Annotated in this window: 21 protein-coding genes; 12 read left to right on the top strand and 9 right to left on the bottom strand. The window is 64.6% G+C overall.

Going from position 1 to position 22,485, the window contains the following annotated elements:
* Positions 1-12: 12 nt before the first annotated feature.
* Entirely contained in the window at positions 13-804 is a 792-nt protein-coding gene (locus GN330_RS09000; protein ID WP_156712348.1) for a heme ABC transporter ATP-binding protein, read from the top strand.
* A gap of 98 nt (positions 805-902) precedes the next feature.
* Here the strand turns inward: GN330_RS09000 and rirA are convergent, their stop codons facing one another.
* From rirA to GN330_RS09020, 4 genes are all read right to left on the bottom strand, one after another.
* Positions 903-1,364, bottom strand: coding sequence for an iron-responsive transcriptional regulator RirA (gene rirA / locus GN330_RS09005; protein WP_156712349.1), 462 nt, complete (start codon positions 1,362-1,364; stop codon positions 903-905).
* 140 nt (positions 1,365-1,504) lie between these two features.
* Complete coding sequence (locus GN330_RS09010; protein WP_156712350.1) at positions 1,505-1,948, bottom strand: SRPBCC family protein; 444 nt, start codon at positions 1,946-1,948, stop codon at positions 1,505-1,507.
* Positions 1,949-1,971: 23 nt separating this feature from the next.
* Positions 1,972-2,808: a phosphoenolpyruvate hydrolase family protein gene (locus GN330_RS09015; protein ID WP_156712351.1), complete on the bottom strand. Its 837-nt coding sequence runs from the start codon at positions 2,806-2,808 to the stop codon at positions 1,972-1,974.
* Positions 2,808-4,031: a Tm-1-like ATP-binding domain-containing protein gene (locus GN330_RS09020; protein ID WP_156712352.1), complete on the bottom strand. Its 1,224-nt coding sequence runs from the start codon at positions 4,029-4,031 to the stop codon at positions 2,808-2,810. The genes GN330_RS09015 and GN330_RS09020 overlap by 1 nt, the downstream gene beginning before the upstream one ends.
* A 76-nt stretch (positions 4,032-4,107) precedes the next feature.
* On the opposite strand from GN330_RS09020, the gene GN330_RS09025 reads away from it, so the two are divergent.
* The 7 genes from GN330_RS09025 (at position 4,108) to GN330_RS09055 (ending at position 11,009) form a co-directional block, all read left to right on the top strand.
* The gene (locus GN330_RS09025) at positions 4,108-4,767 is read left to right on the top strand and encodes a TetR family transcriptional regulator (protein WP_156712353.1); all 660 of its coding nucleotides are present in this window, start codon (positions 4,108-4,110) and stop codon (positions 4,765-4,767) included.
* Positions 4,768-5,117: 350 nt separating this feature from the next.
* Positions 5,118-6,428, top strand: a complete 1,311-nt coding sequence (locus GN330_RS09030) for an ABC transporter substrate-binding protein (RefSeq protein WP_156712354.1) — start codon at positions 5,118-5,120, stop codon at positions 6,426-6,428.
* A 222-nt stretch (positions 6,429-6,650) separates the two neighbouring features.
* Complete coding sequence (locus GN330_RS09035; RefSeq protein WP_156712355.1) at positions 6,651-7,556, top strand: carbohydrate ABC transporter permease; 906 nt, start codon at positions 6,651-6,653, stop codon at positions 7,554-7,556.
* 1 nt (position 7,557) lies between these two features.
* Positions 7,558-8,517 (top strand): carbohydrate ABC transporter permease, encoded by a 960-nt coding sequence (locus GN330_RS09040; RefSeq protein ID WP_156712356.1) that lies wholly within the window; start codon positions 7,558-7,560, stop codon positions 8,515-8,517.
* Complete coding sequence (locus tag GN330_RS09045) at positions 8,514-8,759, top strand: hypothetical protein (RefSeq protein ID WP_156712357.1); 246 nt, start codon at positions 8,514-8,516, stop codon at positions 8,757-8,759. The genes GN330_RS09040 and GN330_RS09045 overlap by 4 nt, the downstream gene beginning before the upstream one ends.
* Positions 8,756-9,865, top strand: coding sequence for an ABC transporter ATP-binding protein (locus GN330_RS09050; RefSeq protein ID WP_156712358.1), 1,110 nt, complete (start codon positions 8,756-8,758; stop codon positions 9,863-9,865). Before GN330_RS09045 ends, GN330_RS09050 begins: the two co-directional genes overlap by 4 nt.
* A gap of 64 nt (positions 9,866-9,929) precedes the next feature.
* Positions 9,930-11,009 (top strand): ABC transporter ATP-binding protein, encoded by a 1,080-nt coding sequence (locus GN330_RS09055; protein ID WP_156712359.1) that lies wholly within the window; start codon positions 9,930-9,932, stop codon positions 11,007-11,009.
* Positions 11,010-11,070: 61 nt separating this feature from the next.
* Here the strand turns inward: GN330_RS09055 and GN330_RS09060 are convergent, their stop codons facing one another.
* From GN330_RS09060 to GN330_RS09075, 4 genes are read right to left on the bottom strand one after another with little or no spacing between them, the layout of a single operon-like run.
* On the bottom strand, positions 11,071-12,060 hold the full coding sequence (locus GN330_RS09060; RefSeq protein WP_156712360.1) for an NAD(P)-dependent oxidoreductase: 990 nt from the start codon (positions 12,058-12,060) through the stop codon (positions 11,071-11,073).
* The gene (locus GN330_RS09065) at positions 12,053-12,787 is read right to left on the bottom strand and encodes a FadR/GntR family transcriptional regulator (RefSeq protein WP_156712361.1); all 735 of its coding nucleotides are present in this window, start codon (positions 12,785-12,787) and stop codon (positions 12,053-12,055) included. Before GN330_RS09065 ends, GN330_RS09060 begins: the two co-directional genes overlap by 8 nt.
* Before the next feature lie 5 nt (positions 12,788-12,792).
* Positions 12,793-13,959, bottom strand: coding sequence for a mandelate racemase/muconate lactonizing enzyme family protein (locus GN330_RS09070; RefSeq protein WP_156712362.1), 1,167 nt, complete (start codon positions 13,957-13,959; stop codon positions 12,793-12,795).
* 57 nt (positions 13,960-14,016) lie between these two features.
* Complete coding sequence (locus GN330_RS09075) at positions 14,017-14,904, bottom strand: sugar phosphate isomerase/epimerase family protein (RefSeq protein ID WP_156712363.1); 888 nt, start codon at positions 14,902-14,904, stop codon at positions 14,017-14,019.
* A 409-nt stretch (positions 14,905-15,313) separates the two neighbouring features.
* Here GN330_RS09075 and GN330_RS09080 point away from each other — a divergent pair, with 409 nt between their 5' ends.
* Positions 15,314-16,372, top strand: coding sequence for a sugar phosphate isomerase/epimerase family protein (locus GN330_RS09080; RefSeq protein ID WP_156712364.1), 1,059 nt, complete (start codon positions 15,314-15,316; stop codon positions 16,370-16,372).
* An 11-nt stretch (positions 16,373-16,383) separates the two neighbouring features.
* Positions 16,384-17,556: a Gfo/Idh/MocA family protein gene (locus GN330_RS09085; RefSeq protein ID WP_156712365.1), complete on the top strand. Its 1,173-nt coding sequence runs from the start codon at positions 16,384-16,386 to the stop codon at positions 17,554-17,556.
* A gap of 22 nt (positions 17,557-17,578) precedes the next feature.
* Here GN330_RS09085 and GN330_RS09090 read toward each other — a convergent pair whose 3' ends face one another.
* Positions 17,579-18,133 (bottom strand): TetR/AcrR family transcriptional regulator, encoded by a 555-nt coding sequence (locus GN330_RS09090; protein WP_156712366.1) that lies wholly within the window; start codon positions 18,131-18,133, stop codon positions 17,579-17,581.
* 148 nt (positions 18,134-18,281) lie between these two features.
* Here GN330_RS09090 and GN330_RS09095 point away from each other — a divergent pair, with 148 nt between their 5' ends.
* The gene (locus GN330_RS09095) at positions 18,282-19,418 is read left to right on the top strand and encodes an efflux RND transporter periplasmic adaptor subunit (protein WP_156712367.1); all 1,137 of its coding nucleotides are present in this window, start codon (positions 18,282-18,284) and stop codon (positions 19,416-19,418) included.
* Positions 19,415-22,483 carry an efflux RND transporter permease subunit gene (locus tag GN330_RS09100; RefSeq protein ID WP_156712368.1) on the top strand — a complete coding sequence of 1,023 codons (3,069 nt, stop codon included), beginning with the start codon at positions 19,415-19,417 and terminating at the stop codon, positions 22,481-22,483. Before GN330_RS09095 ends, GN330_RS09100 begins: the two co-directional genes overlap by 4 nt.
* Positions 22,484-22,485: the final 2 nt, after the last annotated feature.

Consider the following 22,485-nt stretch of genomic DNA (forward strand, 5'->3'; position numbering starts at 1 on the left):
GGATGCTACTCAATGATCAAGGCACGCAATGTTTCGGTCTCGATCGGCCGCAAGCGCATCGTTTCCGGCGCCGATCTCGAGGCGCCGGCGGGTACGCTGGTGGCGATCGTCGGGCCGAACGGATCGGGTAAGACCACGTTTTTGCGGGCGTTGTCGGCCGACCTTGCCTATGAGGGCGAGATCGGCATTAACGGTCACGACCTGGCGGGCCTGAAACCCTATCAGCTTGCCGGCATGAGGGCCGTCCTGCCGCAGGCGACGGCCCTGTCGTTTCCCTTCACCGTGCGCGAGGTGGTGGGGCTGGGACTTTCGGGCGGCAGGTCCGGCGCACTGGCCGGCGAACAGCAACACCTGCCCGAACGGGCGCTCGCCAGGGTCGATCTCGACGGGTTCGCCGGCCGTTTTTACCAGGAGCTTTCAGGTGGCGAGCAGCAGCGCGTCCAGCTCGCGCGCGTGTTATGCCAGGTCTGGGCGCCGGTGCTGGAGGGGCGGCCGCGCTACCTGTTCCTGGACGAACCCGTCTCCAGCCTCGACATCAAGCACCAGCTCGTCATCATGCGCATCGCGCGCGACTTTGCGGCACGCGGCGGCGGGGTGATCGCCATTCTGCACGACCTCAACCTGGCCGCGATGTTCGCCGACCGGATCGTCGTCATGCATCGCGGGCGCGTGGCCGCGACCGGCACGCCGCAAGACGTGCTGAGCGACGGGCTGATGTCGCGTGTGTTCGAGTGTGAGCTCAGGGTCTGCGTGCCGCCGGAGGCGGGCCTGCCTTATGTATTGCCGCACGCCGCCTCGCTGTAAGCAATTCGACGGGTCGGCATAGGACGGGCCGTTCGTTCACTCGCCGGCTATTTTCGGACGCGCGTTGGTTGTTCTTGGCTGCGACGCGGAAACGCGGATCAGTTGATGGCGGCGCGCACTTCGGGCAGCGCGATGCCCAGCCTGACCTGCATGGCGGGGCTGTCGTTGACCAGATCGGCGATGCTGTGGCGCCCCAGAACCTCGAAAAACGCACCGAGCGCCTCGCGCAGGGCGCTGTTGAGGGCGCAGGAGTCAATTAGCGGACAGTCGGCCGTGTCGTTTTCGAAACACTCGGCCATGGCGAAACTTTCCTCGGTGACGCGCACGACGTCGAACAAGGTGATCTCCTCGGCCGGCCTGGCGAGTTTGACGCCGCCCTTGCGGCCGCGCACCGTGGTGACCAGCTTGTGCTCTACCAAGGGCTGCAGGATCTTGAACAAAAACAGTTCCGACACCGTATAGGCTGCGGCGATTTCGGGGATACGGCTGAGCTGGCCGTCATTGGCCGCGCAATACATCAGGATACGCACAGCGTAGTTGGTCTGACGGGTAAGCCTCATGATCGTCCTCTTCGGGATCGCCGCCGGTACGCGGCTTGTCCTCCCCTTGTTTAGAAGGATTCCAAATCGGACGCTAGGGCAAAGCGAAAAATACCTGAACTTTTTTGTCCAGTATTGTGGCGGCGCTGGCGATGACAGCCCTACCGGGCCTTGACCGTCCGTTCGAGCGCTTTGAGGCCGCCAAGGAAGACCTCGTCGCGTACGAAGGGCCCCCATTTGTCCGGCTCGCCGTCGCCTGCCCGGAATTCGGCCGTCCACACGGCGAAGGTGCGATCGCCGTCGGTAACCGGCTCGAAGCGGAGCACGGAAACATAGTCGAGGAAGGGCAGGGGGCCGCCCACCATGTCGTAAATGATCGTATGGTCGATCGAGGAGGCGGCCAGCAGCGTTTCGCGCACGCGGCCGGAGCCGTCCTTGAGGGCAAAATTGCGCACGCAGCCGATTTCGTTGTTCGCCTTGCCCGCTTCAATATGGCTTTCGGCGGCGGCCGGATGCCAGGCCGGCAGGCCGTTGAAATCGGACGCCAGCGCCCAGACGGCTTCGATCGGCGCGTCGATGACGGTTGATGTGCGGACCTTGATCATCGTTTTCCTCCCACCGGGCCGCCTCAGCGGTCGAACGTGATTGCCTTGAACCTGCGTGTCTGCTCGGCCAGCGCGGTTTCCACCGGCAGCCGCTCCATCGAACTGGCGCCGTAGAACCCGTGGCAGGACTGGGCTTTGCCGAGCACGTATTCGGCGTCGTCCGGCATTGCGATCGGGCCGCCGTGGCACAGCACGATGACGTCGTCGCGCACGGCGCGCGCGGCCGCGGCGATGGCGTCGATCTCGGCCACGCAGGCGTCGAGCGACTTGGCCGATGTCGCGCCGATCGAGCCGCCGGTGGTCACGCCCATATGGGCAACGATGATGTCGGCGCCGGCCCTGGTCATGGCGTCGGCCTCGTCGGGATTGAACACGTAGGGCGTGGTCAAAAGGTCGAGCGCGGCCGCCTGGGCGATCATGTCGACCTCAAGCCCGTACCCCATGCCGGTTTCCTCGAAACTCTGCCGCATGACGCCGTCGAACAGGCCGACAGTGGGGAAATTCTGCACCCCGGAAAAGCCCATCGCGCGCAGTTCGGCCAGAAATTGCGGCATCAGCACGAAAGGATCGGTGCCGTTGACGCCGGCCAGAACCGGCGTCTTCTTGACAACCGGCAGCACCTCGACCGCCATCTCCTTGACGATCTCGTTGGCGTTGCCATAGGCGAGCAGCCCGGCCGCCGAGCCGCGTCCGGCCATGCGGTAGCGGCCGGAATTGTAGATGATAATCAGGTCGATGCCGCCATCCTCCTCGCCCTTGGCCGACAGACCGGTGCCGGCGCCGCCCCCGACGATGGGAATGCGCCGGCTGACCATGTCGTGTAGGCGTCGAAGAATCTGGCGGCGGGGAATGGCTGGCATCATTTGCCCTTCTTGGCGGTGATTTCGCGATAGGCCTCGGCGAGCGCGGCGGCAAAGGCGGGGTCGTTGATATGCAGCGGCAGGCGTTGCAGCCGGCGGTTTTGCGTCCATTCGACGGTGTTTTCGAGTGTGTCGAACAGTACCGCGTCGGCATGCGGATCGAAGAACGGGCCGCCCTCGACGTCGAGCGCGGAGACGCCCTTTTCCGGGATCAGGATGCGAACCGGGCCCGGGCAGGCATTGAGTTTGTTGCCGATCCAGGCGCCGATGCGCCGGCATTCGTCTTTTGTGGTGCGCATCAGCGTGACGTTGGGGTTGTGCTCGTAGAAGGTGCGGCCTTCGAACGCGGCCGGCACGGTGTCGGGCGCCCAGAAATTGACCATGTCGAGCGCGCCGAGCGAGCCGACATAAGGCAGTCCTGTTGTCGCCACCACGTCGAGCCGGTCGTCGCGCGCCGGCAGCACCCCGCCGACCAGCAAGTCGCAGATCTCCGTGGTGGTGACGTCGAGCATGCCTTCCAACATGCCGGAGGCGGCAAGCGTTTCCATCGTGCGCCCGCCGGTGCCGGTGGCGTGGAAAACCAGGCAGTCGCGCGACGACTTCAGCGTCTCGACGACGGCGGTCACGCAGGCGGTGGTGACGCCGAACATGGTCAGCCCGACGGCAGGCCGGTCGTCTGCCGGTGCGGCCGGCTGCGTGGCCATCGCGGCGATCGCCCGGGCGGCGTTGTCCAGGATGACGCGGCTGATGCGGTTGAGGCCGGCCATGTCGGTGATCGACGGCATCATGATGATGTCGGACACGTCGACATAGGGCGCCACGTCGCCCGAGGCCAGCGTGGAGACCATGAGCTTGGGCAGGCCGATCGGCAGGGCGCGCATGCCCGCCGTCGCCATCACCGTGCCGCCGCCGCCGCCGATGCCGATCATGCCGGCAATGTCGGTGCGGGTTGTCACGAAGCCGCAAAACGCCTCCGTCATGGCGGCAACGGCGCTGCCGCGGTCCGACGCGGCCACCGCCTGCAGCGTCGCGCCGCCGCCATGGGTGGCAATTTCGGAGGCGGGCACGAAATCAACGCCTGCAAAGGCCGATGCATCGGCTCTGCCGCTGGTTCCCAGGTCCACCACGGTCACAGCCGCGCCGCAGGCCGCGATTTGTGCGGCGAGATAGGCCAGTTCGGCGCCTTTAGTGTCGGCCGTGCCGACGACATAAACCCGTTTCATGCCTGTTTGGCCGTGATCGTTGCGCACGGATGACGTGCCGGTTGCGTAAAATTTGAGACGAGCGTATCGTAATGATATGAATATCTCAAATCAAGCCGCAAATCCCACCGCCGAACCGGAAAAGGGTCCGCGGGCCAGGACACGGCGGTTGATGATCGAAACCGCGGTACGGATGATGCAGGCCGGCATCGTGCCCTCCGTCGCCGAGGTGGCGGAGGAGGCCGAAGTATCGCGCGCCACCGCCTATCGTTATTTTCCCAGCCAGGCCGCTCTGGTCGGCACGGTGGTCGACCGGGCGCTCGGCCCGATCCTCGACTGGCGTTGCGAGGCGAACGACCCCGCAGAGCGCGTCCGCGATCTGTTCGCGTCGTCATGGCCGCGCATGGACGAGTTCGAGGCCACGTTCCGGGCCGCGCTGAAACTGGCGCTCGACCAGCGCGAACCGTCACAGGCCGGCCGGCCTGACGACGAAACCCGGTTTCGTCGCGGCCACCGGGTCGCCTTGCTGCGCGATGCGCTGAGCCCGCTGGCGGGCGATCTGCCGGATGCCGAGTTCGACCGTCTCGCCAAGGCGCTGTCGCTGGTTTTCGGCGTCGAAGCCTTCGTGGTGCTTAAGGATATCTGGGGCTGCGACGCCGACGAGACCGCCCGTATCGTGGCCTGGACGGCCCAGGCGCTGCTGCGCGCCGCGACAGCGGGCGACATGATGGCGGCGGAGGCGACTGATAAGGCATAACTGGTCTTACCAAAGATGGATGTTTTCGGCGTTTCCGTCCACATCCCTAAACGGAACAGCGGGAACGGCGTGATGGGCAGCCAGTATAGAAGCGTCATAAGGCGCTGATTTTCAAAACGGTTTAGAGCCGTGCCGAAAAGGGGAAAAAGAAGCTTGACCGCCCCTGTCAATTGGTACTACCAGTTTTAGGAAGCGACGCCCGCCGCACCGCTTTGGCTGCTGGCGGGTCGTTGGCGACTATGCCGGCATGTGGAGGTTGCCGGCAAAAGGCGACGCGGCAGCCGGGCCAGACGTAGTCGGCCCGCGACGGCGGCGACGCGTCAAACGGCGCAACAGGGAGGAGCAAGATCATGCGAAGAAAAATCGCCGGCATCGCAGCCGGCATAGGCCTTATGCTCGCCAGCGGCACGTCGGTGCTGGCGCAGGAACTGACCATCTTCTGGGCGGAGTGGGATCCGGCCAACTATTTGCAGGAACTCGTCAACGAATATGAGACCGAAACCGGCGTTCGGGTGACGGTCGAGACGACACCATGGTCGGATTTCCAGACCAAGGCCTTTACCGAATTCAATGCGCGTGGCGATGCCTACGACCTGGTCGTGGGCGATTCGCAGTGGCTCGGCGCGGGCTCGACCGGCGGCCACTATGTCGATTTGAGCGATTTCTTCAAGGAGCACAATCTCGGCGAGGTGATGGCCCCGGCGACGGTGAAATATTACGCCGAATATCCCGGCAACAGCGGTAAATACTGGGCGATCCCGCTCGAAGGCGACGCCGTCGGCTGGTCCTATCGCAAGGACTGGTTCGAGGACCCGAAGGAGATGGAGGCCTTCAAGGCGAAATACGGCTACGATCTCGCGCCGCCGAAGGATTGGAAGCAGCTTCGCGACATCGCCGAATTTTTCCATCGCCCCGACGAAAAGCGCTACGGCGTGGCGATCTATACGGATAATTCCTACGACGCGCTGGTGATGGGCGTGGAAAACGCCATCTTCAGCTACGGCGGGGAACTCGGCAATTACGAGACCTACGAGGTCGACGGTTACATCAATTCCGACAAGGCGGTCGCCGCGCTGGAAGCCTACAAGGAACTCTACCAGTTCACGCCTCCGGGCTGGGCGAAGACCTTCTTCGTGGAAAACAACCAGGCGATCACCGAGGGCCTGGCCGCGATGAGCATGAACTATTTCGCTTTCTTCCCGGCGCTGCTCAACGAGGCGACCAACCCGCACGCCAAGAATACCGGCTTCTTCGCCAATCCGGCCGGACCGGGTGGCGACCAGTTCGCCGCGCTCGGCGGGCAGGGGATCTCCATCGTTTCCTATTCCCAGAACAAGGACGAGGCGATGAAGTTCCTGGAGTGGTTCATCCGCGCCGACGTGCAGAAGCGCTGGGCGGAACTGGGCGGCTATACCTGCCACGCCAAGACGCTTGAATCGGAGGAGTTCCGCAACGCAACGCCCTATAACGAGGCCTTCTACCAGACGATGTTCAAGGTGAAGGATTTCTGGGCGGTACCGGAATTCGCCGAGCTGCTGCAGCAGATCAACCAGCGCATCTACCCTTATATCGTTGGTGGCGAAGGCACCGCCAAGGAGGCGCTCGACGCGCTGGCGACGGATTGGACCGACACCTTCAAGAAGTACGACCGACTGAAATAGCCGATATGGCGGGAGGGGCCAGGCGCCCCTTCCGCACCTCACCGACGTCCGCTTTCGAGGATCGCAGGTTCTCGAGCGACCGAGCGCGCCTCGCAAACGGACGACACGCAGGCAAATCGTTCCGCGACCACCGCGGCCAGGCCGTGCATCACGGCGAAACGTCCTGTTTCGTCCGGCGACCGTGCCGGCCCGCTTTGATCATGCTCTCAGGGGAGGAGCGTCTTGACGACCGACGTCATAACCAGACTGGACCCGCAATCGCATGCGGCCAAGCGCGGACTGAGCGATCTGTCGATCCGCAACCTGTTCATCATCCCGACGATCCTGTTCCTGATCGTCTTCAACATCTTCCCGCTGCTTTATTCGCTGTATTATTCCTTCACCGACTTCCGCGCCTCGACCAATGCAGCGGCCAATTTTGTCGGTCTGCAGAATTATCGCGAGCTGTTGAACGACCCGTTCATCTGGAACAATTTCGTCATCACCGCCAAATACGTCATCGTCTCGGTCGCCGGCCAGGTGATCGTCGGTTTCGGCGTGGCGCTGCTGCTCAATCGCGACATTCCCTATAAGGGCCTCATCACCACGCTGCTGCTTTTGCCGATGATGCTGTCGATGGCGGTGGTCGGCCTGTTCTGGAAACTGCTTTACGATCCCTCGTTCGGCATCATCAACTATGCGCTCGGGCTCGGCACGTTCGAGTGGCTCGCCAATCCCGACATGGCGCTTTACGCCGTGGCCATCACCGATATCTGGATGTGGTCGCCCTTCGTCATGCTTCTGTCGCTGGCCGGGCTTTCGGCGGTGCCGAAGCATCTTTACGAAGCGGCGGCGATCGACCGGGCCGGCTCGCTCTACACATTCTTCCGCATCACCCTGCCGCTGGTGGCGCCGATCCTGATGATCGCGATCATCTTTCGCACCATGGAAGCGTTCAAGACCTTCGACCTGGCCTATATCCTGACCAGCCAGCCGACGACCGAGGTGCTGTCGATCCGGCTTTACAAGATGGCGTTCCAGGAATGGCAGACGGGACGCTCCTGCGCGCTCGCCTACATCATGCTGATCGTGGTGGTGGCGATCACCAATATCTACGTCAAATATCTGAACAAGGTGAAGGAGCGCTAGAATGGCTGCAGTCCGCACCCCGGCCGAGCGCACGCTCAATCGCCTGGCGATCGTCAGCGTCCTTCTGGTGACGCTGATCTTCCTGGCGCCGATCTACTGGATCACGGCGACGGCCTTCAAGCCGCGCAACCTGGCCACCACCGTGCCGCCCACGGTGATGTTCGAGCCGGAAGTATCGCCCTTTGTGAAGCTCTTTCTGCGGCGCTCGCAATTGCGCGCGGCGCCGAGCGAGGAAGAATATGCCGCGGCCCCCTGGTGGGAGCAGATGGTGTTCGACGGCGGCGAAAAAGTGGTGCGCTCTGGAACCGGCGAGGTACGCTGGTCGGCCTATCCGGACCGCTTCATGAACTCGCTGATCATCGCCATATCCTCCACCGTGCTGGCGGTCGGCATGGGCACGCTGACGGCCTACGGGTTTTCCCGCTTCAAGGTGGCCGGCGAGCAGGACTGGCTGTTCTTCATCCTGTCGACGCGCATGCTGCCGCCGGTCGTCGTCGCGATCCCGATGTTTTTGATGTACCGGGTGTTCGGGCTGACCGACACCCATGTCGGGCTGATCATCCTCTACACGGCCTTCAACCTGTCGTTTTCGGTCTGGCTGATGAAAGGTTTCATCGACGAGATCCCGCGCGAATACGAGGAGGCGGCGCTGGTCGACGGCTATACGCGGCTGCAGGCCTTCTTCAAGGTGGTGCTGCCGGAGGCGGCCACCGGCATCGCGGCCACGGCGGTATTCTGCTTCATCATCGCGTGGAACGAATACGCCTTCGCGCTGATCATGACCAACCGCCGGGCGCAGACCGCACCGCCCTTCATTCCCAGCCAGATCGGCTCGGGCCTGCCAGACTGGACCGTGATCGCGGCCGGCACGGTGCTGTTCCTGCTGCCGGTCGCCATCTTCACCTTCCTGCTTCGCAATCACCTGCTGCGCGGCATGTCGTTCGGAGCGATCCGCAAATGAGCTTTCGCGAGATCAACCAGAAATTTTTGCAGCCGGCCTCGCAGACGGTGATGATCCTGGGCATGGTGGCCCTGTGCCAGCCCTGGAACCTGTTTCTACACCGCTACGGGCTGACGATCATCATTGCCGGGCTGATCGGTTTCATCATCACGACCCATATCGGTCCCGGCGAGGCGGACGCCGAGGAGGCGGATGCCGAGCGGGTATTCGATGTTTCCGACCATCGCGAGGGCAAGGCATGACCCAGATCGAACTTCGCGGGGTGCAGAAATTCTTTGGCGAGGTGCAGGTCATCAAGGACTTGAACCTCGACATCGAGAGCGGCGAATTCATCGTGCTTCTGGGCCAGTCCGGCTGCGGCAAGACGACGACGCTGCGCGCCATTGCCGGGCTGGAGACGATCGACGAGGGCGATATCCTGATCGACGGCAAGGTCGTGCAGGACGTCAAGGCGGCGCATCGCGACATCGCTTTCGTGTTCCAGTCGTTCTCGCTCTATCCGCATATGACGGTGTTCGAAAACATCGCCTTTCCGCTCCGCGCGATGGGCCACGGCCGCACCGAGATCGAGAGCGAGGTCCAAAGCGTCGCGAAAGTGTTGCGTATCACCGATCTGCTGTCGAAACGGCCGTCGGCGCTGTCGGGCGGCGACATGCAGCGGGTCGCGATCGGCCGGGCGCTGGTGCGCCGGCCGAAGGCGATCCTGATGGATGAGCCGATCGGAGCGCTCGACGCCAAGCTGCGCGAGGAGATGCGCGCGGAGATCAAGCGCCTGCATCTGGAGCAGGGATCGACCACCGTCTACGTCACCCACGACCAGATCGAGGCGATGGCGCTCGCCGACCGGATCGTGATCATGCACGAGGGCATCCTGCAGCAGGTCGGCAGCCCGCAGGAGGTCTACTCCAACCCCGCCAACCTGTTCGTGGCGCAATTCGTCGGCAGTCCGGTGATGAACGTCACCGATATCCGGGTTGCGGATGCCGATGGCGGGGCGGAAGTGGTGCCGCCGGGCTCGCAAAAGGGGTTTGCCTTTCCGGACGCGCTCCTGTCGCATCTTCAATCGGCGCGGGCCGGCGCGGACGGCCTCAAGCTCGGCATCCGGCCGGAGGGGATCGACGTTTCGCTCGAGCCGCGCGACGGCTATCTGCCGCTGGAGGCGCATCTGATCGAGCCGTTGGGGTCGCACGACATTGTAGACCTTCAGGTCGGCGACGACTATCTGCGCGCCCGCACCCGCAGCGGCTTCGTCGGCGGTCCGGGCCGGCAGGTGTTTGCCCGTATCGACCCGGCCCAGGCCCATTTCTTCGACGCCGTCTCGGGCAACTCGCTGGGCGTGCGGCTGTGAACGGGCGCGCCCTCCTTCCCGCCACGACCACCGGCGCCGCCGCACGCGAAGACGGATAACACCCATGGCCCATATCCAGCTCAAGAACATCAGCAAGAAATTCGGTAGCCACGCGGCGCTGAAGAATCTCGATGTGGAGATCGCCGACGGCGAATTTTTCGTCCTGCTCGGCGAGACCGGTGCCGGCAAGACCACCACGCTGCGCGTGATCGCCGGCCTCGAAGCACCCACGACGGGCGAGGTGCTCATCGACGGCGAACGGGTGAACGATTGGGGTCCGGCCGAGCGCGATGTCGCGCTGGTGCTGCAGCAATATTCGCTTTATCCGCGCTATACCGTGCGCGAAAATCTCGAATTTCCGCTGAAATCGAAGATTCGCGCCACGCCGCGCGCTGAAATCGACGAAAAAGTGGCGCGGGTCGCCAAGGTATTGCGGATCGAACACCTGCTCGAGCGCAAGACCGACCGCCTGTCGGGCGGCGAGATGCAGCGCGTGTCGATCGGGCGCGCCATCGTGCGCGAGCCGCGCGTGTTCCTGATGGACGAGCCGCTGTCGGCGCTCGACGCCAAGCTGCGCGAGGCGCTGCGCACGCAGTTGAAGAACCTGCAGATGAATCTGGGCGCGACCTTCCTGTTCGTCACCCACGACCAGGTCGAAGCGATGTCGATGGGCGACAAGATCGGCGTGCTCAACGAGGGGCGTCTGGTCCAGGTCGGCACGCCACAGGACATCTACAGCCGTCCGCGCAACACGTTTGTCGCCCGCGCGGTCGGCTCACCGCCGATGAACCTACTCGACGGCAAGGTTGAGGACGGCGCCGCCGCCTTGTCGCGCGCCGGCCAGACGCTGCCGCTCGCCGGAGAGCTCAACGGTTCGGTTGCCGGCCGCGACCTCACCTTCGGCATCCGCCCCGAGGATGTGCGGCTTGCCGCCGGCGCGCCGGGCGCAGCCACGATCCACGACATCGAGGACCATGGCGTGGAGAAGATCCTGACCCTGCATGCCGGCGCTTCCGTGCTGCGCGCGACGGTGTCGGCGCAGACCAGGGTCGGCTATGACGAACAGGTTCGTTTCGCCTGGGACCCCGACAAGGTCCATCTGTTCGATCGCGTTTCCGGTCTCAGCCTGCGCCACGCCTCGTAGGACTTCGCGCGCCGCGGCAGGCTGCGGAGCTCGTTGCCGGCGGCCAGCGAAAAGGTTCGTCTCACGCGCGCGGAAAGCGGGAACGGTAGCGCGGCTCGACATCCGGGTTGCAGAAATTGACCGGCAGTTCGCCGGCCAGCACACGCAGGCACTCCTCGACCGCGCCGAGGCCCATGCGGGCCATGCTTTCCTCGGTGATGCCGGCCATGTGCGGCGTCAGCACCACGTTGTCGAGCGCCAGGAGCGGATGATCGGCGGGCAAAGGCTGGGTGTCGAAGACGTCGAGCGCCGCACCGCCAATCCGCTCTTTTTGCAGCGCGGCCACCAGCGCGGCCTCGTCGATGACCGGTCCGCGGGCAACGTTGATGAGGATGGCCTGGCGTTTCATGCGCGCAAGGCGCCTTGCATCGATCAGACCGCGGGTCTCGTCCGTCAGCGGACAGCACAGCACCACGATATCGCTTTCGGCCACCAGCGCGTCGATTTCGCGATAGGGAATGGTGTCGGGGACGGAGCGCGGATTGCGACTGTTGGCGATCACGTCGAGGCCGAAGCCTCGGGTGGCGATATCGGCCACGGTGCGGCCGATATTGCCCATGCCGACAATGCCGATCGTACGGCCGAAGAGTTCGTTGGTGGCAACGGCGTGGGCCCGGCCGGCGAGCCAGCCTTTCTGGCGCAGGTCGCGGTCGACCATGCGGAAGCGGCGCAACAGCGCCATGGCCACAAATAAAACATGCTCGGCGACAGTGCGGGCGTTGACGCCGGGGACGTTGGCGACCAGCACGCCGGCTGCGGTTGCCGCCTCGACCGGGATCATGTCGAGCCCGGCGCCATGGCGCACCGCCGCGCGCAGCCTGGTCGCCCGTTCGAACAGCGATGCGGGCAGAGGCGCGCGCACGATGACGATTTCGGCCGCCTCAGCTTCGCGGGCGAGCGTATCGGCGTCGAGGGCGGAGGCGATTGTCAGCCTGGCGGCGCCATTGAGCTTGGCCTCGGCCTGCGGATGCAGCGGGTGGGTGGATAAGACCAGAGGGCTATTGTCAGACATTCTCGAGCCGCGGATCGGGATTGGCCGGTCCCGATCCGCCCACCGTCGTGCCGCGCTCGATCAAACCCTTCCAGTAGCTTTCCGCGCCCTGCAGATGCGCGCTCATCAGCGCCTGGGCGAGATTGCCGTCGCGGCGCACCAGCGCGTCGAAAATCTGCAGATGCTCGGCATGGGATTTCCGGCCCCGCTCGGGATCGCTGAAATAGACCGGCAGCCTGGCTTCGCCCATCACGTAATAGACGCTGCACACACGGTAAAACACGCTGTTCTTGGTCGCGCGGACGATCTCGAGATGGAAGTCGCGATCTTCCTTGTTGAGCGATTCGCCCGCCGCCAGCCGCTTTTCGGAGCGGTCGAGCACGGCGCGCAGCGCCTGATAGTTTTCTTCCGTGGCACGCTCGCAGGCGAGTTCAGAGGCCTTGATCTCGTGGATCTTGCGCAGTTCCACCGCCTCGTAGATCTGCACAGGGTCAAGCGGCAGCCCGGCGCGGGCAAACAGCGCCAGCGCCTCGACGCTCGCCCGGCTCTGGGTCAGATAGATACCGGATTTCGCCCGCCGCTCCACGATCTGCATGGCCTCGAGGATGGCCAGCGCCTCGCGGATCTGGCCGCGGCTGACGCTAAAATGCTCGGCGAGCTCACGCTCGGAGGGCGTGCGCGCGCTCTGCTTGTCGGTATGGGCAAACAGGTAAGCGGCCAGGTCGGAGAGCAGGCTTTTTTCGGTCATTCCATTCAGTCCACCGCGTGTTTTCTCACATAGTCCTCCGAGATGGTAAAACCGAGGCCGGGCCGGTCCGGAACGTCGATCATGCCGTCTTGCACGGAAATCGTCTCCTCGACGAGGTCGTGTATCATCGGATTGGCGCCCAGCGAATATTCGATGATGAAGCTTGCCGGCGATGCGGCACATAGATGCAGGCCGGCAAAGAAGCACGGTGCGCCGGCCCACAGATGCGGGGCGAGACGCAGATTGAAACTGGAGGCGATCGCGGCGATCTTCCAGCCCTCGCTGATGCCGCCGCAATAGCCGAGGTCGGGCTGGAAGATGTCGGCGGCGCGTAGCACGGCGAGATCGCGGAAGGCGAACCGCGTCGCCTCGCTCTCGCCGGCGGCGATCGGGATCGAGCAGGCCGCGCGTATCTCGGCCATGCCGCGCTTGTCGTCGGCGATCACCGGTTCCTCGAACCAGGCGACGTCCTGATCCGCAACCAGGGCGGCGAAACGCTTGGCGTCGCCGACATTGAAGGTGCCATGCGCATCGACCATGATGTCGATGCCGGGGCCGAGTGCCGCCCGGGCGGCGCTCACGCGCGCGGCCGAGACGTGCGGCGGGCCGTCGAGTGCACCGACCCGCATTTTCACCGCGCGAAAGCCGCCTTTTTCGACATAGGACGAAAGCTGGTCGCCGATCGTATCGACACCCGCCCAGCCGCCGGAGGCATAGGCGGGCAGCTTGTCGGCCTTGCGTCCGCCCAGAAGCCGCCACACCGGCGCGCCCAGATGCTTGCCCAAAATGTCCCACAGCGCGATGTCGATGGCGCTGATCGCGGCCAGCGTGTGGCCGCGGCGGGCCAGTTGCGGCATGGCGTGGCCGGCGCTGGCGGCGGTCCGGTGACGCACGCCGTTATAAAGCGCTTCCCAGATCACGCCCGGCTCGCGCGGATCGCGGCCGATCAACACCGGCGCGACCTCGCGGTTGATCAGATGCACCAGCGCGGCATATTCGCCGGCGCTGCCGGCGGCGTTCTTGCCTTCGCCCCAGCCGACGATGCCGCATTCGGTTTCCACCCGAACGATAGCGGCATCGAACGTCGCGATCTGTCCGAAATCGCTTCGGTGCTGGTTCTTCCTTTCGATGGGGACGCGCACCCACCAAGCTTCAATACGCGCTATACGCATCTTGTTCCCCGTGCCGTTCCCGCATTCGCGGCGGGAACGGCCGTACCCGTCCCGATCCTAGCGGATCAGGGGCAGGATGGTTTCCGCCGTAATGCGCATCTGGTCGGCATAAAATGCCTCCGTCAGCACGCTCGATCCGTGGTCCTGGATGAATTTAAGTTGCTCGGGCGGGATGTCGCTCGGATCACGGTCGACCATGTCGGGATAGATCGCGGCAGGCGTGCGGTCGACGGGCGCGACGAATTCGTTCGTCAGCGCGCCGTCATAGCCGATGTCCTTCAACGTGGCGACGATCTTGGCCCAATCGAGATGACCCAACCCGGCCGCGAAGCGGTTGTTGTCGGCGACGTGGAAGTCGAACAACCGGTCGCCGGCAAGCCGGATCGCGTCATAGATGTCGGCTTCCTCGATGTTGAGATGGAAGGCGTCGAGGCAGACCCCGCATTCGGGGCTGACCGCGTCGGCAAGCGCCAGCGCCTGGGCGCAGCGGTTGAACAGATAGGTTTCGAACCGGTTCAGCGGCTCGACGGCGATGCGCACGCCCTTCTTCTTTGCGTGTTCGAAACATTCCTTGGTCGATTCGACCACCCATCGCCACTCCTCTTCCTCCGTGGCGTCGGGGACCACCTTGCCGACGGTGCACGGCACCAGGGTGATCATCTCGCCCTCGAGCTCGTTGACCATGGTGATCACGCTCTTGACGTAGTCGACCGAGGCGGCGCGCTGGGCCGGATCCTTGGCGGCGAGATTGCGCTCGCCGAGCGTCAGCGTCACCGCGCCCCAGCAGCGGATGCCGTGCTCCTTGAGCAGGGCCCGCGTTTCCTTGGTGTCGTACTGGGTGGGTTCGCCGGAAATCTCGATCGATTCGTAACCGAATTTCTTGATCCGGGCGAGCGTGCGCTCGAGCGGCTCGGCGCGCATCCAGTTATGCGTCGAAAGGTGCATGGTCGGTCCTTCTCCAAAATCGCTTGCGAGCGCCGCCGCCACGGGCACACGCTCTCGTCCCTCGAAACGACCCGACTGGCAAACTGGTTGGACCAATCTGGCGTTGATGTTTTTCTAGCGGATTTCGAAACCGGTCGCAAGCATGTGCGGTTGCGAGCCGCGCATATGCTGTAACTATATGGAAAATATGGACTAAGAAAATCAAACGGCGTTCCGAAAGGGAAAACTGGCCCGGCCCGCGCATCTTGACCCGGACGGAAATACTGGTAATACCAAAAATGCGAGCGGGGTAATGTCCAGTCGTGGCAATGGGACTCTCGAAACCGGCGCGACTGGACAATTGCTCTGCCGGGAGGAGGGGTCGTGGCTGGGCGACGTCCCGGTACGATCAGCCAACAGGGAGGAGACCATGCCGACGACAATGAAGGGCCCGGCGATTTTTCTCGCGCAGTTCGCCGGCGACGAGGCGCCGTTCGATTCGCTGCCGGCGATCGCCAAGTGGGCCGCCGGCCTCGGCTACAGGGGCGTCCAGATCCCGACCTGGGACGCACGGCTGTTCGATCTCAAGAAGGCGGCGAGCTCGAAGGATTATTGCGACGAGGTCAAGGGCATCTGCGCGGAAGCCGGCGTCGAGGTGACGGAGCTGTCGACGCATCTGCAGGGCCAGCTCGTCGCCGTGCATCCGGCCTATGACAGCGCCTTCGACGCGTTCGCGCCGCCGGAAGTGCACAACAATCCGAAAGCACGCCAGAAATGGGCCGTCGACCAGGTGACGATGGCGGCCAAGGCGTCGCGCAATCTCGGGCTCGACGCGTCGGTGTCGTTTACCGGCGCGCTCGCCTTTCCCTATCTCTATCCCTGGCCGCAGCGCCCGGCCGGGCTGATCGAGGAAGCGTTCGCGGAACTCGGCCGGCGCTGGAAACCGATCCTCGACGTCTATGAAGACAACGGCGTTTATCTCGGCTACGAGATTCATCCGGGCGAGGATGTGTTCGACGGCGCGACCTTCGAGATGTTTTTGGACGCGGTCGGCTGCCACAAGCGTTGCGCGATCAATTACGACCCGTCGCACTTCCTGCTGCAGCAGCTCGACTATCTCGCTTTTATCGACATCTATCACGAGCATATAAGGGCCTTCCACGTGAAGGACGCCGAGTTCAACCCGACCGGGCGCCAGGGCGTCTATTCGGGCTATCAGGGCTGGGTCGACCGGGCTGGGCGGTTCCGCTCGCTGGGCGACGGCCAGGTCGATTTCGCTGGCATCTTTTCCAAATTGGCGCAGTACGACTACGCCTCCTGGGCGGTGCTGGAATGGGAGTGCTGCCTGAAACATCCGGAGGACGGCGCGGCCGAGGGCGCGCCGTTCATCGAACAGCACATAATCCGGGTGACCGAGCGGGCTTTCGACGATTTCGCCGGCGGCGAGACCGACAAGGCCGCGCTCAAGAAGATGATGGGGATCGAATAGGGAGGGCCGTCATGGTCGGCGCATCAAAGGCACGGACGGAGAACGGGCCGATCCGTTACGGCATGGTCGGCGGCGGACAGGGCGCCTTCATCGGCGCGGTGCACCGCATCGCGGGCCGGCTCGACGGCGAGTTCGAGCTGGTGGCGGGCGCGCTCTCCTCCGATCCCGAGCGGGCGCGCGCCTCGGCGGCCGAACTCGGGATCGATCCCGAACGCGGCTACGGCTCGTTCGAGGAGATGGCGACGGCGGAGGCGGCGCGCGCCGACGGCATCGAGGCGGTGGCGATCGTCACCCCCAACCATATGCACTATCCGGCCGCCAAGGTCTTTCTGGAGGCGGGCATTCACGTCATCTGCGACAAGCCGATGACCGCCAATCTCGAGGACGCGAAAAAACTCGCCGCGCTGGTGAAAAAATCCGGCAAACTGTTCGTGCTGACGCATAATTACACCGGCTATCCGATGGTGCGGCAGGCGCGCGAGATGGTGGCCGCAGGCGAACTTGGCGACCTGCGCGTCGTCCAGGTCGAATATCCGCAGGACTGGCTGACCGAGAAGCTGGAGGGCACCGGCCAGAAACAGGCATCGTGGCGCACCGACCCCGCGCGCTCGGGCGTCGGCGGTGCGACCGGCGACATCGGGACGCATGCCTTCAACCTCGCCCGATTCGTGACCGGGCTCGAACTCGACAGTCTCGCCGCCGATCTGACGGCGTTCGTCGATGGCCGGCCGCTGGACGACAACGCGCATGTGATGCTGCGCTTCAAGGGTGGGGCCAAGGGCATGCTGTGGGCGAGCCAGGTCGCGCCCGGCAACGAGAACGCGCTCAAGCTCAGGGTCTACGGCACGAAGGGCGGACTGGCATGGGAGCAGGAGCATCCCAACCATCTGTGGTTCACGCCGTTCGGCGAGCCGAAGCGACTGATCACGCGCAACGGAGCTGGCGCGGGCGAGGCGGCGGGGCGGCTTTCGCGGGTGCCACCCGGCCATCCGGAAGGTTATCTCGAAGGGTTCGCCAACATCTATGCCGAGGCGGCCCGGGCGATCCGCGCCGCGCGGCGCGCGGGCGGCAAGCCGGAGGCGGGCGTGGTCTATCCGACCGTGGATGACGGGGTGGAGGGCGTCGCCTTCGTGGAGGCGTGTGTGAAATCTTCGCAACGGGACGGCGCCTGGACGACGCTTTGAGGCGGATATTGCGGCGCAGATGTCAGGCCGGCGTTGAGGCAGCCAGCAGCGCTTCGAGCTTGGCGTAGGCTGCGGCGCGTTCCGAGGCGTCGAGCACATCGAGCCCCAAAAGGCGCGTGAGCCTCAGCCCCTCGATTGCCAGGAAGGCGACCAGCACCATGTGCGGATCGCTTGCCGTGGCGGTCATGCGTGTCAGGGTCTGCCGGTTGAAGCGCAATACGGGTTCCAGAAAGCTCGGATCTTTCGCAAGGGCGGCCAGGAGACCGGCCGGCTGTTGTTCCTGCGGATAATCCTGATCACGCGTGACGGCCAGAAACGAGGCCGCGAGCGCGTTGGGACGGCCGGCGCTGCACGCGGCATAGTTGCTCAGCTCCGCCTCGAACTCGACCAAGTGCTCCTCGACCAGCGCTTCGAGCAATTTCGACTTGGTGGGGAAATTGTAAAGCAGCCCGCCTTTCGACAGGCCGGCGCGTGCGGCGACGGCGTCGAGCGAAAAATGGCCGATGCCGGCCTCGCGGGCGACCGCGGCGGCGGCCTTCAATATTTTCGCGCGCGAGGACGGGCGTCGTGGCGCCATCGAAACCGTGCCCCTCGATATTGACTTCACCGACCAGACGGTACAGTTAAGCGCTTCGGCACGCAAGCGCTCAAAGCGGCATTGCCCTCGCCGGATGAAGTCTTAGCGACTAGCATGCCCAAAACCGAACTGCCGGAGCCAGCCCCGCATGGTCAAACGCTTCCTCATCGCCCTCGTTCTCGTCGCTATCGTTGGCGGAGGACTCGTCGGCTTCAACATGTACCGGGACGAGGCGATCAGCCAGTTTTTTGCCAACCGGCCACGGCCGGCCGTGACTGTGTCGACGGCGAAGGTCGAGTCCCTGGTCTGGACACCGCGGATTCAGGCGATCGGCACGGTCGGGGCCGCACGCGGCGTCGACCTGACGGTCGAGACGACCGGCATTGTCCAGGACGTCAACTTCGGCGCCAATGACCGCGTCGAAGAGGGCCAGGTCCTGGTCGTGCTCGACAACAATGTGCAACGCGCCGACCTTGAAGCGGCTCGCGCCAAGGCGCAGCTCGACATGCAGGTTTTGACGCGCGCGCAGGAACTTCTGAAGCGCGGCGTCGGCTCGGAAACGGCGGTGGAAAGCGCGCAGGCGGCGGCGACGGCCTCGGCCTCGCAGGTCGCCAAGCTCGAGGCCGTGCTTGCCCAGAAGGAACTCAAGGCGCCGTTTTCGGGCACGATCGGCATTCCCAGGGTGGAAAAGGGCCAATATATCGCGCCCGGCAATACGGTGGCGACGCTGCAGGATCTGGACACGTTGCGCGCCGATTTCAGCGTGCCGGAACAGAATCTGCCGCTCTTGAAGATCGGACTGCCGGTCCGTTACGGCCTGTCGGAGGACAGTCTCGACTTTTCCGGCAAGATCACCGGCATCGAACCGCGCGTCGACCCGCAAACGCGGCTGGTCGCGCTGCGCGCCGAAATCACCGACGCGGGCGGCCGGCTGAGCCCGGGCCAGTTCGTCCAGGTGCGGGTCGAACTGCCGGCCGAGGGCAACGTTCTGGTGGTGCCGCAGACGGCGCTCGTCACCAGCCTCTACGGCGATTACCTGTTCGTGGTCGCGCCGGCCGAGGGCAAGGGCGACGCGTCGGAGGACGAGCCTGGCCTCGTCGCGCGGCAGGTCTTCGTCAAGACCGGGCGCCGGGCCGGCGGCGTGATCGAGGTCGTCTCGGGCGTATCCGTGGGCGACGAGGTCGTCACTGCCGGACAGAACCGTCTGACCAATAACGGTCCGGTTACGGTCGACAACAGTGTCGAGCCGGCGGCGACCCGTTCCGGGGAGGCGGCCGCGCAATGAATTTTTCCGATATCTTCATTCGCCGTCCGGTCCTGTCGACCGTCGTCGGCTTCCTGATTCTTCTGCTCGGCTTCCAGGGCATGATGAACCTCACTGTGCGGCAATATCCGCAGGTCGAGGAAACGGTGATCACCGTCACCACCATCTATCCCGGCGCCAGCGCCGAACTGATCCAGGGTTTTATCACCGCGCCGATCGCCGCGGCGGTGTCGACGACCGAAAACGTCGATTACGTCACCTCGCAAAGCCGGCCGTCGGCCAGCGTGGTGACGGTGCAGATGGAACTGGGCGCCGACCCCGACGTCGCGCTGACCGAGGTGATGTCGAAGGTTCAGGAGGTGCGCGGCAACCTGCCGACGGATGCGCGCGATCCGACCATCGTCAAGGGCACGGGCCAGCAATTCGCGATCATGTATCTGGCGATGCAGAACCCGAACATGACGGCCGAACAGTTGACCGAATATCTCGACCGGGTCATCCGGCCGCGCCTGTCGACGGTCGAGGGCGTGGCCGAGGCGCAGATCCTGGGTGCGGCGGAGTATTCGATGCGGGTCTGGGTCGATCCGGTGCGGCTCGCCGCCCGCGGCATCACCGCCGCCGAAATGCTCAATGCCATCAACGCGTCGAACTTCCTGTCGGCACCCGGCAAGATCGAGAACGACTATGTCGCTCATTCGATTACGCTGAAATCGACCCTGCAGACACCGGAAGCCTTCGCGGCGCTGCCACTGCGGGCGTCGGGCGACGATGTCGTTCGGCTGGGCGAGGTGGCGCGCGTGGAACTGGCGGCCGAAAGCACCGACACGGTCGTAAGCTTCAACGGCAAGCCGGGCACTTTTGTCGGCATCTTCCCGACACCGTCGGCCAATCCGCTCGATACGTCGGCGGCGGTGCTCAAGGAACTGCCCGCGATCCAGGCAAGCCTGCCCGAAGGCATGACCGCGACCATGGTCTACGACGCCACCGAGACCATCAGCGCCTCGATCGACGAGGTTTTCAAGACGATCGCGGAAGCGGTGGCGATCGTCATCCTGGTGATCCTGCTCTTCCTCGGATCGTTCCGCTCGGTGCTGATGCCGATTGTCACCATTCCGCTGTCGCTGATCGGCGTGTGTTTCCTCCTCCTGGTGCTGGGCTATTCGATCAACCTCCTGTCGCTGCTGGCGATGGTGCTGGCGATCGGCCTGGTGGTGGACGATGCGATCGTGGTGGTGGAAAACATCCATCGCCACATCGAGGACGGGATGAGTCCGATGCAGGCGGCCTATCGCGGCATGCGCGAGATCACCGGCCCGGTCGTGGCGATGACGGTCACGCTGGCCGCCGTGTTCGCCCCGCTCGGCTTCACCGGCGGATTGACGGGCTCGCTGTTTCGCGAATTCGCCTTCACGCTCGCCGGCGCCGTCATCATTTCGGGACTCGTGGCGCTGACGATCACGCCGATGATGTCGGCGCGCCTGCTCAAGGCGGGCAATCACAGCCGTTTTCAACGCATCGTCGACGGCACGTTCGACCGGGTGGCCAATGTCTATGAACGGCTCGTGGCGGGCTCGCTGAACTATCGCGCCGTCACCTTCATGATCGTGGCGGTGCTGCTTGGACTGACCGGCTATCTCTTCACCAAGACGTCCACCGAGCTGGCGCCGGAAGAGGATGCCGGCGCGCTGTTCGCACTCGTCAACGCGCCACGCTACGCGACCACGCCCTACACCCAGCTTTATACCGACCAGATGCGGGAGCTGACCAAGGATCTGCCGGAGCTCGACGCCAATTTCTCCATCGTCGGCCTGGGCGGCCAGACCAACAGCGCCATCGCGGTGTGGTCGTTCAAGGATTGGGCCGAGCGCGAGCGCTCGCAGTCGGAAATCCAGGCTGACATCACCGCCCGGCTGTCCAAGGTCGCCGGCGTACAGGCGCTGGTGTTTGCGCCGCCATCGCTGCCGGGCGCGGGCGGCGGCCTGCCGATCTCGGTCGTCATCCGGGCGACCGGCGAATCCAGCCAGGTGTTCGAGGTCGCCGAGCAGATCAAGCGCGAGGCCGAGGCAAGCGGACGTTTCATCGTGGTGCAGAACTCGCTCGCCTTCGACGCGCCGCAGGTCACCGTGACCATCGACCGCGACCGGGCGGCCGCCCTCAACCTGCCGATCCGCGATATCGGCACGACGCTCAGCCTTCTGGTCGGCGGCGGCGCCGTGGCCCAGTTCGACCGCGAATCCAACAGCTACGACATCATCACCCAGGTGCCACGGGAATACCGTGACAATCCGCGCCGCATCGGCGAGTTCTTCGTGCGCAGTGTTACCGGCGAGATGGTGCCGTTGTCGGCGGTCGTGTCGATCGACACCAATGCGGCGCCGTCGGCGATCGAACAGTTCAATCAGTTGAACTCGGCCACCATCTCGGCCCTGCCTTTGCCGGGCGTCACGACCGGCGACGGACTGTCGACGATCGTGGAGATCGCCGAGGGGCTGATGCCGAACGGCTTCTTCCTCGATTATTCGGGCCAGTCGCGGCTGGAGGCCGAGCAGGGCAATACGATCCTGCTGGCCTTCGGCCTCGCCCTGATCGTCATCTACCTTGTGCTGGCGGCCCAGTTCGAAAGTTTCCGCGATCCCTTGATCATCATGATGTCGGTGCCTTTGTCGATCTTCGGCGCGATCGTGCCGCTCAATCTCGGCCTGGGCACGCTGAACATCTATACGCAGGTGGGACTGATCACGCTGATCGGACTGATCACCAAGCACGGGATCCTGCTGGTCGAGTTCGCCAATCAGCAGCGCCACGAGCGTGGGCTCGACCGGTTCGAGGCGATCATCGCATCGGCCAAGGTGCGCCTCAGGCCGATCCTGATGACCACGGCGGCGATGGCGCTGGGCGTCGTGCCGCTGATCACCGCGCAAGGCGCGGGCGCCGCGGCGCGCTACTCGATGGGGCTGGTGATCTTTTCCGGCATCCTGATCGGCACGATGTTCACGCTGTTCGTGGTGCCGATGTTCTACACGCTGATCACCCGGCGCGAACTGGCGCCGGAGCCCGAGCAGCCGCGGATCGCGCCGGCCGAGTAGGG

This window comes from Nitratireductor arenosus (assembly GCF_009742725.1).
In the GTDB taxonomy this organism is placed as follows: Bacteria; Pseudomonadota; Alphaproteobacteria; order Rhizobiales; family Rhizobiaceae; genus Mangrovimarina; species Mangrovimarina arenosa.